General features: G+C 68.9%; 11 protein-coding genes. 5 read left to right on the top strand and 6 right to left on the bottom strand.

Features of this window, described 5'->3' with window-relative positions:
- The first annotated feature begins 53 nt into the window (after positions 1 to 53).
- Positions 54 to 1,289, top strand: coding sequence for an MFS transporter (locus VGV06_16330; protein ID HEV2056709.1), 1,236 nt, complete (start codon positions 54 to 56; stop codon positions 1,287 to 1,289).
- Here VGV06_16330 and VGV06_16325 read toward each other — a convergent pair whose 3' ends face one another.
- The 3 genes from VGV06_16325 to VGV06_16315 are packed head-to-tail and all read right to left on the bottom strand — an operon-like array spanning position 1,290 to position 4,262.
- Positions 1,290 to 2,246, bottom strand: a complete 957-nt coding sequence (locus VGV06_16325; protein ID HEV2056708.1) for a hypothetical protein — start codon at positions 2,244 to 2,246, stop codon at positions 1,290 to 1,292.
- A 29-nt stretch (positions 2,247 to 2,275) separates the two neighbouring features.
- Positions 2,276 to 2,989 carry an SCO family protein gene (locus VGV06_16320; GenBank protein HEV2056707.1) on the bottom strand — a complete coding sequence of 238 codons (714 nt, stop codon included), beginning with the start codon at positions 2,987 to 2,989 and terminating at the stop codon, positions 2,276 to 2,278.
- Positions 2,973 to 4,262, bottom strand: coding sequence for a selenium-binding protein SBP56-related protein (locus tag VGV06_16315; protein HEV2056706.1), 1,290 nt, complete (start codon positions 4,260 to 4,262; stop codon positions 2,973 to 2,975). The genes VGV06_16320 and VGV06_16315 overlap by 17 nt, the downstream gene beginning before the upstream one ends.
- A 265-nt stretch (positions 4,263 to 4,527) precedes the next feature.
- On the opposite strand from VGV06_16315, the gene VGV06_16310 reads away from it, so the two are divergent.
- Both VGV06_16310 and VGV06_16305 read left to right on the top strand, forming a co-directional pair.
- Positions 4,528 to 5,154, top strand: a complete 627-nt coding sequence (locus VGV06_16310) for a DUF1326 domain-containing protein (protein HEV2056705.1) — start codon at positions 4,528 to 4,530, stop codon at positions 5,152 to 5,154.
- 5 nt (positions 5,155 to 5,159) lie between these two features.
- Positions 5,160 to 5,939, top strand: a complete 780-nt coding sequence (locus VGV06_16305; protein ID HEV2056704.1) for a DUF2182 domain-containing protein — start codon at positions 5,160 to 5,162, stop codon at positions 5,937 to 5,939.
- Between the two features lie 66 nt (positions 5,940 to 6,005).
- Here VGV06_16305 and VGV06_16300 read toward each other — a convergent pair whose 3' ends face one another.
- Positions 6,006 to 9,572 carry an adenylate/guanylate cyclase domain-containing protein gene (locus tag VGV06_16300; protein ID HEV2056703.1) on the bottom strand — a complete coding sequence of 1,189 codons (3,567 nt, stop codon included), beginning with the start codon at positions 9,570 to 9,572 and terminating at the stop codon, positions 6,006 to 6,008.
- Between the two features lie 218 nt (positions 9,573 to 9,790).
- Here VGV06_16300 and VGV06_16295 point away from each other — a divergent pair, with 218 nt between their 5' ends.
- Together VGV06_16295 and VGV06_16290 are read left to right on the top strand one after the other, a co-directional pair.
- Positions 9,791 to 10,042, top strand: coding sequence for a MoaD/ThiS family protein (locus VGV06_16295; GenBank protein ID HEV2056702.1), 252 nt, complete (start codon positions 9,791 to 9,793; stop codon positions 10,040 to 10,042).
- Between the two features lie 7 nt (positions 10,043 to 10,049).
- A complete protein-coding gene (locus tag VGV06_16290; protein ID HEV2056701.1) occupies positions 10,050 to 11,873 on the top strand; it encodes an aldehyde ferredoxin oxidoreductase family protein in 1,824 nt (607 codons plus the stop codon).
- 36 nt (positions 11,874 to 11,909) lie between these two features.
- On the opposite strand, the gene VGV06_16285 is transcribed toward VGV06_16290, so the two are convergent.
- Positions 11,910 to 12,896 carry an LLM class F420-dependent oxidoreductase gene (locus VGV06_16285; GenBank protein HEV2056700.1) on the bottom strand — a complete coding sequence of 329 codons (987 nt, stop codon included), beginning with the start codon at positions 12,894 to 12,896 and terminating at the stop codon, positions 11,910 to 11,912.
- 11 nt (positions 12,897 to 12,907) lie between these two features.
- Positions 12,908 to 13,777, bottom strand: coding sequence for a MaoC family dehydratase N-terminal domain-containing protein (locus tag VGV06_16280; protein HEV2056699.1), 870 nt, complete (start codon positions 13,775 to 13,777; stop codon positions 12,908 to 12,910).
- Between the last annotated feature and the right edge of the window lie 308 nt (positions 13,778 to 14,085).

Raw genomic sequence — 14,085 nt, 5'->3', positions numbered from 1 at the left:
GGCGCGAGCGCGGGCCCCGCTGCGCGGGACCCGCGCTATGCTAGGCGTCGGCCATGACGCTCCCCATCGGGCTCCGCGCGTTCCATCACGCCGACTTTCGCCGCTTCTTCTGGGCCCAGCTCGTGGCGCAGACGGGCACGTGGATGCAGACGGTCGCCCAGTCGTGGCTGGTCCTCCAGCTCACGCCCTCGCCGTTCAAGCTCGGACTGATCGGTTCGCTCCAATTCGCGCCGATCCTGCTCTTCTCCATCGCGTCCGGCGCGCTCGCGGACCGCGTGCGCAAGCGGCGGCTGCTCATCGGCACACAGACGGCCCTGGGCTGCCAGGCCCTCGGGCTCGGGGCCCTCGTGGCGTCGGGTCACGTCGAGTACTGGCACGTCGCCGTGCTGGCGTTCTGCTCGGGGCTGGTGAACGTGCTCGACCAGCCCGCCCGGCAGTCGCTCGTGGCCGAGATCGTCGGGCGCGCCGATGTCGCCAGCGCCGTCGCGCTCAACTCGGCTTCGTTCAACGCCGCGCGGATCGTCGGGCCCGGGCTCGGCGGGCTCCTGATCGCGCAATTCGGCGTCACCCCGGCCTTCGTGATCAACGGGCTGGGCTTCGCCGTGGCGGTGATCATGCTGCTCGGGCTGCGCACCCAGGAAGCGCCGCGGGCGCGCTCCGGCGGAGGCGTTCTCGACGAGGTGCGCGCCGGGCTCCGGTACGCCTTCCGCACGCCTGAGATCAGGCTGACGCTGGGACTGCTCTTCATCGTCAGCATCTTCGTCTTCAACTTCACCGTTTACGTGCCATTAATAGTCCGCACGGTGCTGAACCTTGGCGCCGAGGGCTTTGGCCTCCTCATGGCCTGCCTCGGCGTGGGCGCGGTCACAGGCGCCCTCACCGTCGGCGCAATGGGGGCGCGCCGTCCGCCCGCGGCCGTGCTGTTCTGGGCGGCGGCGCTCGCATGCGGCGCGCTCATCGCGCTCTCAGCCGCGCGCGGCTTCAGGCTCGCCGCGGCGCTGCTCTTCCTCACGGGCCTGTTCGGGCTCGTGCTGGTGGCGAGCTGCAACACCGCCATGCAGCTCGCCGCGCCCGACGAGCTCCGCGGCCGGGTGATGAGCCTCTACACCCTCGTCTGGGGCGGCGTCTTTCCGTTCGGCGCCTTCATCGTGGGCAGCATCTCCGAGCAGTGGGGCGTGGGCCGGGCGCTCCTCGTGAACGGCACTGCCGGGCTCCTGGGAGTCGCACTCCTGCTCGGCTGGTGGACGCTTCGGGGCGCGCCGGGCTGGAGACGGCGCGCAAAGAGCTAACTAGATGCGCTTGAGAACGAGGCTCGACGGGGAGTTCGGGAAGGGCCAGCCGGGTATCCAGGCCGAGAAGCGCCCGGCGGTGCCGCCGGCGACGACGATCTTCAGGTTGGCCGGCTCGCGAAACTTCGTCACGCCGTGCCCGCCCACGTCCGCCAGCGTCTGCTCCCAGACGAACTGTCGCGCGTCCGCCTTCGACCAGCCGTCGGCCGCGATCGTTCGCGCGTGCTCGGGCCCGATCACCAGCACGGTGTCGCCAAGGCCGGCGTGCGTCTCGCTGGCGATCACGATCCCGCTGCGGGCGATCGTCGCCAGGATCTCGCGCGCCGTGCGCCCCTGCGTGTTCGTCACGACCTGAGGCGCCTCCGCCGCGATAGCCGCCACCGTGCTCTCGCCCGCGGCGAAGCCGTGCTCGACGTGGAGGGGCTCCCACGGGCTCGCCTCCTCGTTCTCGCCGATGCAGTAGGAGTACCGGCCCGTCTGGGAGAAGGTGGACATGCTGATCTCACCCGGAACCGCGCCGCCGATGTTCTGCCACACCAGGCGCACCGCGCGGCCGATGGTCGCGTTCGCGCGCCAGCCCGGGCCGAAGACGCCAGCGCCCGAGTTGACGTCGAGCGTGGCGCGAACTGGGCCGTTCACGATGAGGAGCGGAGCTACGGCGTCGGTCGTGCCCGAGACGCCGACCAGCGCGAAGGCGGGGTCGCAGATCGCCTCGACAGCCGCGATCACGACCGGCAGGTACTCGGGCCGGCACCCCGCCATGACGGCGTTGATGGCGATCTTCTCGACGGTGGCGCGGCCGAGTTGCGGCGCCACAAGCGCCACCAGTTCGTCACGGGGGCGCCCGCTCGCCTCGACGGCTGCGGCCACGCGCGCCGCGGTCGGCGCCACGACGGGCAGGCCGTCCGTCACGCCGCGAGCGTAGAGCGCCTCGAAGGGGTCGGGCTCTGCGGTCACTATTGGGCGCGCCTCAGTGGGGGCGCGCCTCAGTCGCGCGCGCGGTCGGTCAGGACGGTCTTGATGTCGTTGACGACGAGGTCCGGCACCAGGAAGCCCGCGCTGTAGATGTTCCGGATATAGCCGTCCCGATCCAGCAGGAACACCTTGAGGACATGACTGTACCGGCCCGTGAACCTGCCGCGCGGGTCGTACACGGGCGCGCGATCCTGCCCGTAGCTCTCGAGCACCCCCTCGAGGACGCGCGTGGAGGGCGCGGTCATGAACCGCCAGAAGGCGGGATCGGCGCCGTAGACCCGCGCGTACTTGGCGAGCTGGGCCGGGCTATCGCGCCCGGGGTCGAAGCTGATCGAGAGGAGCACGACGTCGCGGTGGAGACCCTCGTCCTTGAGCCTCCCCTGCAGATCCTGGAGCGCCAGGCTCGCCAGCGGGCAGCCGAGCCTCTCCGGACAGGCGGTGTAGATGAAGCTCACGACGGCCACCTTTCCCGCCGTAACCCGCTCGGTGTCCACCGCGCGCCCGGTCGAATCCTTCAATAGGAAACCCGCGACGCGCTTGACCGCCGGAAGCTCGTAGCTCCCGGCGGCCGGGGGAACGAAATTGGGCGAGAAGACCCCCTTGACGAACTCGTCTTCGAGCCTCACTCCATTGGGCAGGCTCAGCGCTTCGTGGGCTGCCGCGGCCGCCGGAGCGACCGCGAGCCCGACGAGCAGCGCGAGCGCGAGGTCAGCGCGGCGCAGCATAGGTGCTCAGGCGCCGGTCACCGGGCGCGGGGCGCGCCGCCCGCGAGCCAAACCCCTTGCTGTTGAGGTTCATGATGTGGGCCCGCCCGACGGCGTTGAAGTCGGTGGTGAACTTCGGCACCAGCTTCCCGCCTTCCCAGGCGTAGGCCTTGAGCCAGTAATCCCCGGGCTTGTCCCACTGGGAGAGGAGCGAGTTGGTGGCATACAGCCGCTTGCCGTCCCACGACGAGGAGACCATGTTGGCCATCTCGCCCAACTTCACCTGCTCGATCAGCTTGCCCTCGAACGGGTTCGTCACGTCGTACACCCGGAGCGTGCCGTCGCCGAAGGAGTTGACGTAGATCTTGCTGTCGTCGGGGGCGATGCTGATGTCCACCGGGATATTGGCGCCGATCTCGGCGATGTTCTTAGTCGCCCACGTGCCGTCCTCCTGCTGGTAGATCAGCACGAGCTGTCCCGTCAGCGCCGTCGAGGTGAACGCGTAGTTGTGGTTCGGCAGGAGCGCCCAGCGCAGCTCCAGCGGAGCGCCCGGGACGCGGAGGACCTGGAGCGGCTTGCGCGCGTGAAAATCCCAGACGATGACAGAATCCCCGAAGTTCTTCATTGCCTCGCCGTCCTTGATCAGCTCGCCGAACGGCCGCATGTAGTTCTTCTTCCCGGCGAACGAAGAGGTGAGCATGCGGTTCAGGTTGACGTTGACCCGCACGTCGTAGCCGTACGGCGCCTCCTTCGGCATCCAGATGGCGCGGATGAACTTGCCGTCGTTGCTGTACTCGGCGAGGCCGGTGCGCCCGGAGCCGTCCTGGGCGTTGGACAGGGCAGAGATGAGCATGCGGCCCGGCAGGGCGTAGAAGGTGTGCGGCCCGACCAAGCCGCCCGTGTCCTTCACGAACGTCGAGATCGTCTTCACGATCTTGGGCTTGGCAGGGTCGGTGCCGACGTCGAAGACGAAGATCTGGCTGGTGTCGAGGCCGCCCGCCCAGAGGAAGCGGCGGTCGTCGGTGAAGCCCGCGTGATGGGCCTCGTGCCGGCCCGGCACCGGCGAGCGGTGGATGATCTTGCCGTAGCCGGGCGATTTGGGGTTCGCGTCCACGGTGACGATGCTGTCGTTGCCGTCGCCGACCCCCTTGATCCCGAGCGTCCAGACATAGATGTAGTCTTCCTGTCCGGTGACCTTGGGGAGGAAGGGCGACTGGCAGGTCTCGTCCGCCGCGGCCGATCCAAACCACCCGAGGCCAACGATACCGGCGAGAACGAATCCCAAGGCTCGCATCCTGGTGGGTCTCGTGATCATGTCCGTGTCTCCTCTTGGCTTTGGATTATGAGTGTGCTGGACATCCGAACCGAAATGGGTAATCAGCGTAGGCCCGAGGTGGAATCCTGTCAAGGGCAGCGCGGTGGATGCCGAAAGCAACTTGACGGGAAGTCCCTTTGATCATACCCTCATCCGCGATCCCAGCTTACACGCTGATCCCAGCTTGACAGCCGCCGTGTTCAACGGCAGCGTGGAGCCCCAAACTCTCACAGGAGGGCCAGGCATGGCGACAGCTACCGCGAGGAAGACGAAATGGACGCTCAAGGGCCAGGGATACGAGTTCTGCAACTGTGACTTCGGCTGTGGCTGCAACTTCGGCGGGTTCCCCAATTCCAAGGACGGCAGCTGCCGTGCCTTTGTCGGCCTCAACATCAGGCGTGGCAAGTGTGGCACCGTCGATCTTTCCGGCGTGAAGTGCGCCGGCGTTTATGACTGGCCGAAGGCGATCCACCAGGGCAACGGCAAGGTCGCCTTCGTCGTGGACACGGCGACCACCGAGAAGCAGGTCGAGGCCCTTGGGCAGATCTTCACAGGTGCGCTCGGCGGAATGCCGTGGGAGGTCCTGGGGCCGACGGCCGCGGTCGCGGGTCTGGTGAAGGCCAAAATCACCATCGAGGGTCGCGGGCCGAAGAGCACGTTCCGCGCCGAGGGCATCGGGGAGGGGCGCGGCGAGGCCTTCAAGAACCCCGTGACGGGCGAGGACCACTTCGCGCAAGTGCACCTACCGACGGGCTTCATCTGGAAGAAGGGCGAGTGCGGGCAGGGGACGTTCCGCGCGGCCGCGGCCGGTGTGTCGGTTGCCGCCGAGAAGACCAACTGGATCCTCTACGAGTTCGACTGGGCCAACTGAGAAGCGTGCCAGCCCTCGACACGATGCTCCGGCGCGACCGCGCGCTCGTGGGCGCCACTCTCGTGGTGACCGCCCTCGTGGCCTGGCTCTACCTCTTCCGTCTTTCGGTGTCGATGCCGGACACGGACATGGCCGACATGCCGGGGATGGCGATGCTGCGGGACCACGCTTGGAGTCTTGTCGACGTGGTCCTGCTCTTCGTCATGTGGGCGGTCATGATGATCGCCATGATGGTACCGGCGGCCGCGCCGATGGTCCTGACGTTCGCCATGGTGCAGCGAACGCGCCGAGAACAGGACCGAGCGGCCATCCCGACCGTCGTGTTTCTCCTCGGCTACGCGGCGGTGTGGACGGCCTACGCCACGGCGGCGGCGCTCGCGCAATGGCGACTGCACGAGGCTGGCCTCCTCTCCGCTGCCATGGCGAGCACGAGCGCGCGGCTGGGCGGCGCGTTGCTCCTCGTCGCGGGCATATTCCAATGGACGCCGCTCAAGCAGGCGTGCCTCGCCAAGTGCCGCTCGCCGCTTTCCTTCGTGATGACTGAGTGGCGCGACGGGCGCGCCGGCGCCTTCGTGATGGGGATGCGACACGGCGCGTACTGCGTGGCGTGCTGCTGGGCGCTGATGGCGTTGCTCTTCGTCGCCGGCGTGATGAACTTGCTATGGGTCGCCGGTCTCGCGGCCTTCGTCCTTGCCGAACGCGTCCTGCCGGGCGGGCCGGCCGTCAGTCGCATCGCCGGCACGCTGTTGCTCGTGGCCGGTGTGGTCATCCTGGTTCGAGCTTAGCGGGGCCGCGCGCGCGGCCACCGTGAGGCAAGTTCGAGGCTGCTCCTTCGCTCCCTCAACCGGCGGTCAGGCCAGAGGCTCGGGCGGGCGGCGGCCCAAGGTCCGGTAGATCTCGAGCACGGGCTCGGCCGAAAGAAAGCTCCGGTGAAGACTCGGGGTGCGGAGCTTGCCCGCGATCGCTTCGATGGTGCGCGCCGCCTCCGCGAGGTGGGCCTCGGCTTCCTTGTCCCGTCCGAGGCGCGTCAGAACTCCGCCGAGGGCTGCCTTGCCGATCCACACCTCGCGCGGGGTCCCCAAGCGCTCAGCCAGCTGGACCGAGGTGCCCAGGAGCTCGGCCCCTTCGGCCAGCCGGCCGCTCGCCGCCAGGATCTCTCCCTGCAGCATCTGGGCCCGGACCACGTGCTTCTGGGAATCCGTCCGCGTCGCCTCCTCAAGGGACTCGGCCGCGTAAGTCCAGGCCTCGTCATGGCGCCCTTCTGAGAGCGCCAGCTCGCCGCGCGCGCGGAGCAGCGGAATGTGCCAGCGCCAGCGGAACCAGACGTCCTCCTCGAGAAGGGCCCAGGCGCGGTCGTAGAACTCCTGAGCGAGGCCGTGCTCGCCGCGATAGAGGTGGGCCAGACCGACCTTGAGGAGTGAGTGAGCGCGGGGCTCGGGCCAGGGGAAGGTTTTCTGTGCCACCTCGTCGCCTTCCAGGTTGAGCTGGATCGCTTCGTCCAGGTCGAACAGCTCGAGATGGACCGCGCCGATGACGTTCGGGGCCCGGGCGATCCAGAACTTGTCCCCAGCTGCGGAGGCGTAGTCGCTCAGCTGCCGGTACCAATGCAGGGCTTCCTCGTAGTCGCCCTTCGAGAAGTTGGCATGACCACGGTGGAAGGCGCCGACCCCGAAGAGGAAGCCCGCGTGCTCGCGCTGCGCCAGCTCGGTGCCCTCGCGCAGATACGTGAGGGCGCGGTCGTAGGCCCCGCGCCACTGTAGCGATCCGCCCAGGAACACGAGGGAGAGAGCCAGCAACTTGGGATCGCCGATCTCCTTCGAGAGGCGAAGCGCCTCCTCGGCGTCCGGCGTGGTCTCGAGGATCTGACCGTAGCCGGCCGAGCGGATCAACACACGGTTGGCGAGGGAGACGGCCAGAAGGGCCTGGTTGTCCAGCTCGCGCGCGAGGGCGATGCCCTGCTCGTTGTAGCGGATGGCCGCCTCTCCATGGTGGGCCCAGTTGTACACGTCGCTCAGGCCGATCAGGACCTCAATCTCGAAGTGGCGGTCGCCGGCCTGGCGGGCGAGTTCGAGGGCGCGCAGGTACTCGGCCGCGGCTTCCTCGTACTCGACGAGGACGGTGAGGACGGCGCCCTGCTTGACGTGGAGCCGGGCGCGAGCCTCAGGGGCGGGCGGCGGGGTGATCTTTGCGGCCGCTTCGAGCGCGCTGGCGTAATGGCGCTTGGCCTCGGTGTTGGCGAAGGCGTGCCCGGCCCGCTCGCCCGAGAGCACGCTGTATTCCATCGCCTTCTCCCACTCCTCGGCCTTGGCGAAGTGGTGGGCCAGCTCCTCGTAGTGCTCGGCCAGGCGGTCGGGGTACAGCTCTTCGATGGCGAAGCCCACCGCCCGGTGCAGCTCCTTCCGGCGCTGGACCAGCAGGCTGTTGTAGGCCACGTCCTGGATGACGGCGTGCTTGAAGACGTAGGCCGGCTCGGCCAGCAGCCCCTGTTCGTAGATGATTTCGAGCGCCTTGAGCTCGGCCAGCAGGCCCTCCAGCTCGCCTGTAAACCCCGCGATGCGCTCCAGGAGCCGGCGCAGGAACTGCCGGCCGATGACCGAGGCGAGCTGGACCGTGCGCTTGCCCTGCTCGCCCAGGCGGTCCAGCCGAGCCATGATGATGCCGTGGATGGTCTCGGGGACGCTGACCTCCGCGACGCCCTTGCCCATCCGGTATTCGCCCTCCACCAGACGGAGTACGCCCAGGTCGAGGAGGGTCTTGGTGACCTCCTCCACGAAGAGCGGCACGCCTTCCGCCTTTGCGATGAGCGCCGCCTTCAGCTCTTCGGGAAACTGGTCGGTGCCGAGGACGCGGGCGGCCATGGCGATGGCCTGGGCCTCGGTGAGGCTGTTCAGCGTCAGCGTGGTCTGGAAGCTCCGGGTGCCGAAGGGCGGCGTGTAGCCGATGCGGTAGGTGAGGACGAGCATCAGCGGGACGCCGGTGACCGAATCCATCAGGGAGCCGAGGTACTCCTCGGTGCTGCTGTCGATCCAGTGCAGGTCCTCGGTGACGAGGACGAGCGGACGAAGCCGTGCGCCGCGCAAGGCCAGGGCCCGGCTGGCGTCGAAAATCCTCTTGCGGCGCGCGGAGGCGTCCATGGCCAGGATGGACGGGTCGCCCGGATCGACCGCGAGGAGGTAGCGGATGTACGGGATGTGGGTTTCCAGGTCGCCCATCCGCCGCATCCCGTGCTCGATCTTGGCGATGATCTCGGGCTCGCCGTCGTGCTCCTCGATGCCGAAATTTTCGCGCAACTGGTCGATGGCCGACAGAAAGGGGATGGACTGGCCAAACGAGATGCAGCGTCCCTCGAGCCAGGTCGCCGCCTCCCCGGCCTCGGCCAGCTGGCGCCGGCACTCGAGGAGCAGGCGCGACTTGCCGATCCCCGCTTCACCGGCGATGAAAACCACCTGGCCGTGGCCGGCCTTGACCTTCTGGAAGAGCTCGACCAAGACTGCCAACTCCCGGTCCCGCCCGACCAGCGGCGTCAGGCCCCGCTCGGCTTCCACGTCCAGCCGCGCCCGGCGCCCGCGGGCCCGGATGACCTCGAAGGCCCGCACGGATGCGTGTCCCTTCACGGGAATCTGGCCCAGGTCGAGAGTCTCGAAGAACCCCGCGACCAGCTTGTGGGTGCCCTCGCTCGCCAGCACGCTGCCGGGCCGGGCGCTCTGCTGCATGCGCGCGGCCAGGTTGGTCGTGTCCCCGACGGCGGTGTAATCCATCCGCAGGTCGTCACCGATGCGGCCCACCACCACGGGGCCGGTATTGAGCCCGATGCGCATCTGGAGCGTGAGGCCGCGCTGGGCCTGCAGCTCGGTGCTGTAGACCCGCAAGGCGCGCTGGATGCCGAGCGCCGCGTGGACGGCCCGGCGGGGACTGTCTTCATGGGCGATGGGCGCGCCGAACAGCGCCATCACGCCGTCCCCCGTGTACTGGTTGACGGTGCCCTCGAACCGGTGCACCTCGGCGGTGATCAGCTCGAAGCACCGGTCCATCATCGCGTGGACTTCCTCGGGGTCGAGCTTCTCGGCCAGGGCCGTGAACCCAGCCACGTCGGCGAAAAGGACGGTCACTTGGCGGCGTTCGCCTTCGAGCGCGGAGCGCGACTGGAGAATCTTTTCAGCGAGATGCTTGGGCGTGTACGAGAGGAGACGGCTCTGGTAGTCGCCGGCCGCTGACGGGCTGACGGCGGCCGCCGGCTTGGTCGCCGGCGCCTCAGCCTCCGGCACGCCCGTGAGGCGGTGGCCACACGAACCGCAGAAGCGCGCCGCGGGCCGGAGCGCCCCGCCGCAGGCCGGGCAGCGTAGCTCGAGCGGAGCGCCACACTGGTCGCAGAATCGATTCTGGGGCGGATTGTCGAGCTGGCAGGCGGGGCAGAGCACTGCCGTCCTAGCGGGGCACGCGGCCCAAGCCGCAATTGGCTATCATGCGTGACCCCCTTCAACGTGAACGGTCGGGCTGCGGGATTCGAGGCACTCTAGGCTTCGCCGATGGAGGTGTCAACGAGAAACTGCTGCGCTGCGACGCCATCGATACCGCAGCCGAGCCCACTCAACGCCCTGTATAATCACGGCGGCATGCGGGAGGGGTGGTTGGACAGGTGAGCGCGCGCGCCATCACTGTTACCGTGACATTCTTCGCCGATCTCCGCCGGTTCATTCCGCGCGGCGAGGACGGGCCGCAGCGCTATACCATTCACGAGGGCGCGGCGGTCGCGGACCTTCTGGCCGCCATCGGCATCGAGCAAGGCGCCGAGGTAACCATCGCCGTCGACGGTGAGCTAGCCGGGCGGGACACGCCGCTGCGTGACGGAGTCGAAGTGATGCTCTTGAATCCGATGGAGGGAGGGTAACAATCTCATGGACCGATACGGTTACTGGAACAAGATCCTGCATGTGAACCTGGGCGAGCGGCGCACCTGGATCGAGGAGCCCGGCGACAGCTTCTTCCGGCGCTACGCCGGCGGGCGCGGGCTGATCGGCCACTATCTCCTTAAATATGTCCCCAGGGGCGCCGACCCGCTGGGGCCCGACAATATCCTGGTCATCGCCCCGGGCGTCATCACGGGCGCGCCCGTGCCCGGGGCGGGACGCCACAGCGTCGGCGCTAAGTCGCCGCTCACGGGCGGGTTCGGCGAATCCGAGTCCGGCGGCTACTGGGGCGCTGAACTCAAGCGCGCGGGATGGGACGCGATCGTCTTCCACGGCGTCTCGCCCACGCCCGTCTATCTCTGGATCAGCGACGGCGCGGTCGAGATCCGCGACGCCGCGCACCTCTGGGGACGCATCACCGGCGAGGTGGAGGAGGCTATCCATGCCGAGCTCGGCGATCCGCGCATCCGGGTCGCGCAGATCGGGCCGGCCGGCGAGAACCTCGTGCGCTTCGCCTGCATCGCCAACGACCTCAACGAAGTGGCGGGGCGCACCGGAATGGGCGCCGTCATGGGCTCGAAGCGGCTCAAGGCCATCGCCGTCCGCGGCAAGATCCCCGTGAAGATCGCCGACCAGCCGGCGCTGCTCGGAGTCGCCAAGTGGGTCTCGGGCACCATGGACGAGAAGCACCGGGCCTTCCACGAGTTCGGCACGGGCGCCGCCATGCAGGGCAAGAGCCTCGAGGGCGGCATGCCCGTCCTCAACTACCGCATGGGCGCCGCCGAGACGGTGGGCCAGGTGGACGCGATCGCGGTGCGCGACCAGGTGCGCGTGCGGATGGGCGCCTGCTACGCATGCTCGGTGCGCTGCAAGAAGGTCATCCACATCGAGAAGAAGGAAGAGACCGCGCGCGAGGTCTCGGAGACCCTCTACAAGGGGCGCGCAAAGGTGGGCGTGGACCCGCTCGGCCGGTACCGCGTCGACCCGCGCTACGGCGGGCCCGAGTACGAATCGCTCGCGGCCCTGGGGGTCAACCTCGGGCTCGACGACCTGATCGCCATCTGCAAGTCCAACGAGATGTGCAACTACTTAGCAATGGACACGGTCTCGCTCGGTTCCACGCTCGCGTGGGCCATGGAGTGCTTCGAGAAGGGCATCCTGACGCTCGACGACACGGGCGGCGTGCCGCTGCGCTTCCACGACGCCGATGGTGTAGTCAAGCTGGTCGAGATGATCGCCTATCGCCAGGGCGTCGGCGATCTCCTGGCCGAGGGGTCGCAGCGCGCCGCCCAGCGGCTCGGCCGCGGCTCCGAGGCCTTCCTCACCACGGTGAAGGGAATGGAGATGGCGATGCACGACCCGCGTCACATGCCCGTGATGCGCGCCTCTTACTTGCTCGCCCCCACGGGCGGGGACCACATGCGCCAGATGGGCAACCGCAACGGCCTGCGCAACCAGATCGGGCTCTGCCACTTCCTCGCCTACGAGGACGACCAGTCGCTGACGATTCTGAAGGCCGTCACGGGCTGGGACATCACCCCCGAGGAAATGGTGACGATGGCCCACCGGGGGCTCACTCTTGCCCGGCTCTTCAACCTGCGTGAGGGCTTCGGGCGCGCCGACGACCGGCTGCCGGTGCGGTTCACGGATCCCCTGCCCAAGCACGCCGGATTCAGCTCTGAGCAGCAGGACAAGATCGTCACCGACTACTACGTCGAGCAGGGTTGGGATGCGGTCACGGGCGTGCCCACGGCGGAGACCATCCGTGCGCTCGAGCTCGACGAGGACGCCGCCCGCGCGGTCACACGCTAGCGGCTGCGGGAACGCTCAGGGACCAGCGGCAGCCAACTAGGGAAAAGTCCGGAAGGTCCGCAGGAGGGACGCGCGTGCCGCCGGTCCGGGCGGCGCGAAGGGCAGAACCACCGGCGTCACACCGGTAGCCGCGAAGACGCCCATCTGCTCGTGGCAGAAGTCGGCCGGGCCCACCGCTCCGAGCCCGTCGAGCACGCGCGAGGTTATCCCCTTGACCGCCCCCGCGCGATCGCCGGACTTCCACGCGGCGTTCACCGCCTCCACCTCCTCCGCGAAACCGCACTCCGCGAAGAAGCGCCCGTAGGCGCCGACGATGGCATAGCCCGTGACGTCCCGAGCCAGCGCCGCGCGCGCGTCTTCGCGCTCTTCTGTCACGCAGGTCCGCACGTACACGGCGACGTCGACATCCGCCAGGCTCCGTCCGGCCCGCTTAGCCCCGGCTTCGACGTGGCGCAGCGACGCCGGCACGGCGGAAGGCGGAATCCAGTTGAGGAGGACGCCGTCGGCGACCTCACCCGCCAGCTCGCACATCCTGGGCCCGAGCGCCGCCAGATAGATGCGCGGCGCGGGCGACGGGGCGGGGACCGAGAGCCGGAAGTTCTTGAGCCGGTAGAACCGGCCCTCGAAGTTCACGCGCTCGCCTCCTGCAACCATCCGGATGATCTGGACGGCTTCCCGCATCTGCTGGACCGACGGGGCGAAGGGCAGCCCGTGCCACTGGCCCACGATGATCTCACTCGACAGGCCGAGCCCGAGCGCGAACCGGCCGGGAGCGAGATGCGCGAGTGTCGACGCCGCCTGGCCGTACACGACGGGCGTGCGGGTCTGGACGGGTATCACGCCGTTGGCGATCTTGAGAGTCCGCGTGTGGGTGGCGATCAGGGTGGAGAGCGCGATCGCCTCCAGGCCGGAGGCCTCGCCCACCCACGCGGTACGATAACCTCGCGCCTCGGCTTCGCGGGCAAGCCCGGGAAACTCGGCGAGGGGCATCGCGAGACCAGTCAGGGCGATGTCAATGGGCATAGAGCTTGCCACTACGCGAACTCCACCTGCGCGCTCATGGCGACGGTACCCTCCGGGGTCACGGCCCAGAGCTGGGCGCCGCGACCGTCCGCGCCGGGCCGGCCCCGCAGCTCGAACGGCGCGTTGTCGAAGAGGGGGGCGCGCGCCTGCGTCGTGTAGCTCTGGACCGCGCGCCCGGGGTTGTGATCACGCGCGAAGTCGATGAGCAGCGTGGAGGTGAGCGGTCCATGCACGACCAGCCCCGGGTATCCCTCGACCTCCATGGCCCAGGGACGATCGTAGTGGATCCGATGGCTGTTGAAGGTGAGGGCCGAGAAGCGGAAGAGGAGGACCGGATCCGGGGTGATGCGCCGCCGCCACGGGACGTCGGCGGGAGCGTCCTCGCGCCGGGGAGCCTGGTTCCGCTCGCCGGCCCGGACCTTCTCGCGGAAGACGGTGCGCCGCTCCTCCTCGAGAGCGAGCCCGTCGCGGCCATAGACGCGGTTGAGCACGGAGGCGAATACGAGCGCGCCGGTGGCGCCCGGCTTCATCGTGAGGTCGGCCAGCTCGGTCTCGCGCCGCAGCTCGTCGCCGATATGGATCGGGCGATGCCAGCGCAGTCGCTCACCGGCAAACATGCGCCGCGGCAGCGGCATGGGCGGGACCACGCCTGCGTCGAGCGGGCTGCCATCGGGCCGCAGGCCGTTGGGCCGGAACTGCGGCAGGAAGTAGAGGCAGAGCCAGCCGGGCGGCAGCGGGTCACCATGGCGGAGCTCGGGTTCGGGGCGCCCGAAGCTCAGGCGCAGCAGGTTCGCGGGTCCGGGCGTGACCACGTCGGTCGAGACGGCGCGCCGCCCGATGTGCTGCTTGAGGCCCTCGGGGCTCAGCTCTACCGTGGTCATCTCTCGCTCCTATCGGGACCTGGCTGGGCCTGGCCGGACCGGGCCGGATGATACGGTGCAACAGCGAAAGGAGACACTATACATGCTCGAGCCGCGGCCGGGCCGTGAATAGCTGGGCGAACGTGCTCGCAACCGCTCACGCGGCCCTTGACGACGCCCCCTGTCCCGGGAGCAGAATCGCCGCAGGAGCCGGATCAGAGCTGGGCGGTCTCGGCTCCAGGGAGGGCTCCGGGGCCGGCGGCTCGACGACGCTGGGGTCTTTCAGGGGGTCCTGGATGCCCGCTGCATGGGGCCGCGTGATGCGAACT

It is taken from the genome of Candidatus Methylomirabilota bacterium, from assembly GCA_035936835.1.
Classification (GTDB): Bacteria; Methylomirabilota; Methylomirabilia; order Rokubacteriales; family CSP1-6; genus AR37.
Note: the sequence above shows the minus strand (reverse complement) of the source record. Positions and strands in the feature narration are given on the sequence as shown.

What these genes read in the sequence shown, in the direction of transcription:
- VGV06_16330 (HEV2056709.1), top strand. Translation starts at nt 54, where the DNA reads ATGACGCTCCCCATCGGGCTCCGCGCGTTCCATCACGCCGACTTTCGC.
- VGV06_16320 (HEV2056707.1), bottom strand. Translation starts at nt 2,989, where the DNA reads ATGCTGCGCCGCGCTGACCTCGCGCTCGCGCTGCTCGTCGGGCTCGCG.
- VGV06_16315 (HEV2056706.1), bottom strand. Translation starts at nt 4,262, where the DNA reads ATGCGAGCCTTGGGATTCGTTCTCGCCGGTATCGTTGGCCTCGGGTGG.
- VGV06_16310 (HEV2056705.1), top strand. Translation starts at nt 4,528, where the DNA reads ATGGCGACAGCTACCGCGAGGAAGACGAAATGGACGCTCAAGGGCCAG.
- VGV06_16290 (HEV2056701.1), top strand. Translation starts at nt 10,050, where the DNA reads ATGGACCGATACGGTTACTGGAACAAGATCCTGCATGTGAACCTGGGC.
- VGV06_16285 (HEV2056700.1), bottom strand. Translation starts at nt 12,896, where the DNA reads ATGCCCATTGACATCGCCCTGACTGGTCTCGCGATGCCCCTCGCCGAG.
- VGV06_16280 (HEV2056699.1), bottom strand. Translation starts at nt 13,777, where the DNA reads ATGACCACGGTAGAGCTGAGCCCCGAGGGCCTCAAGCAGCACATCGGG.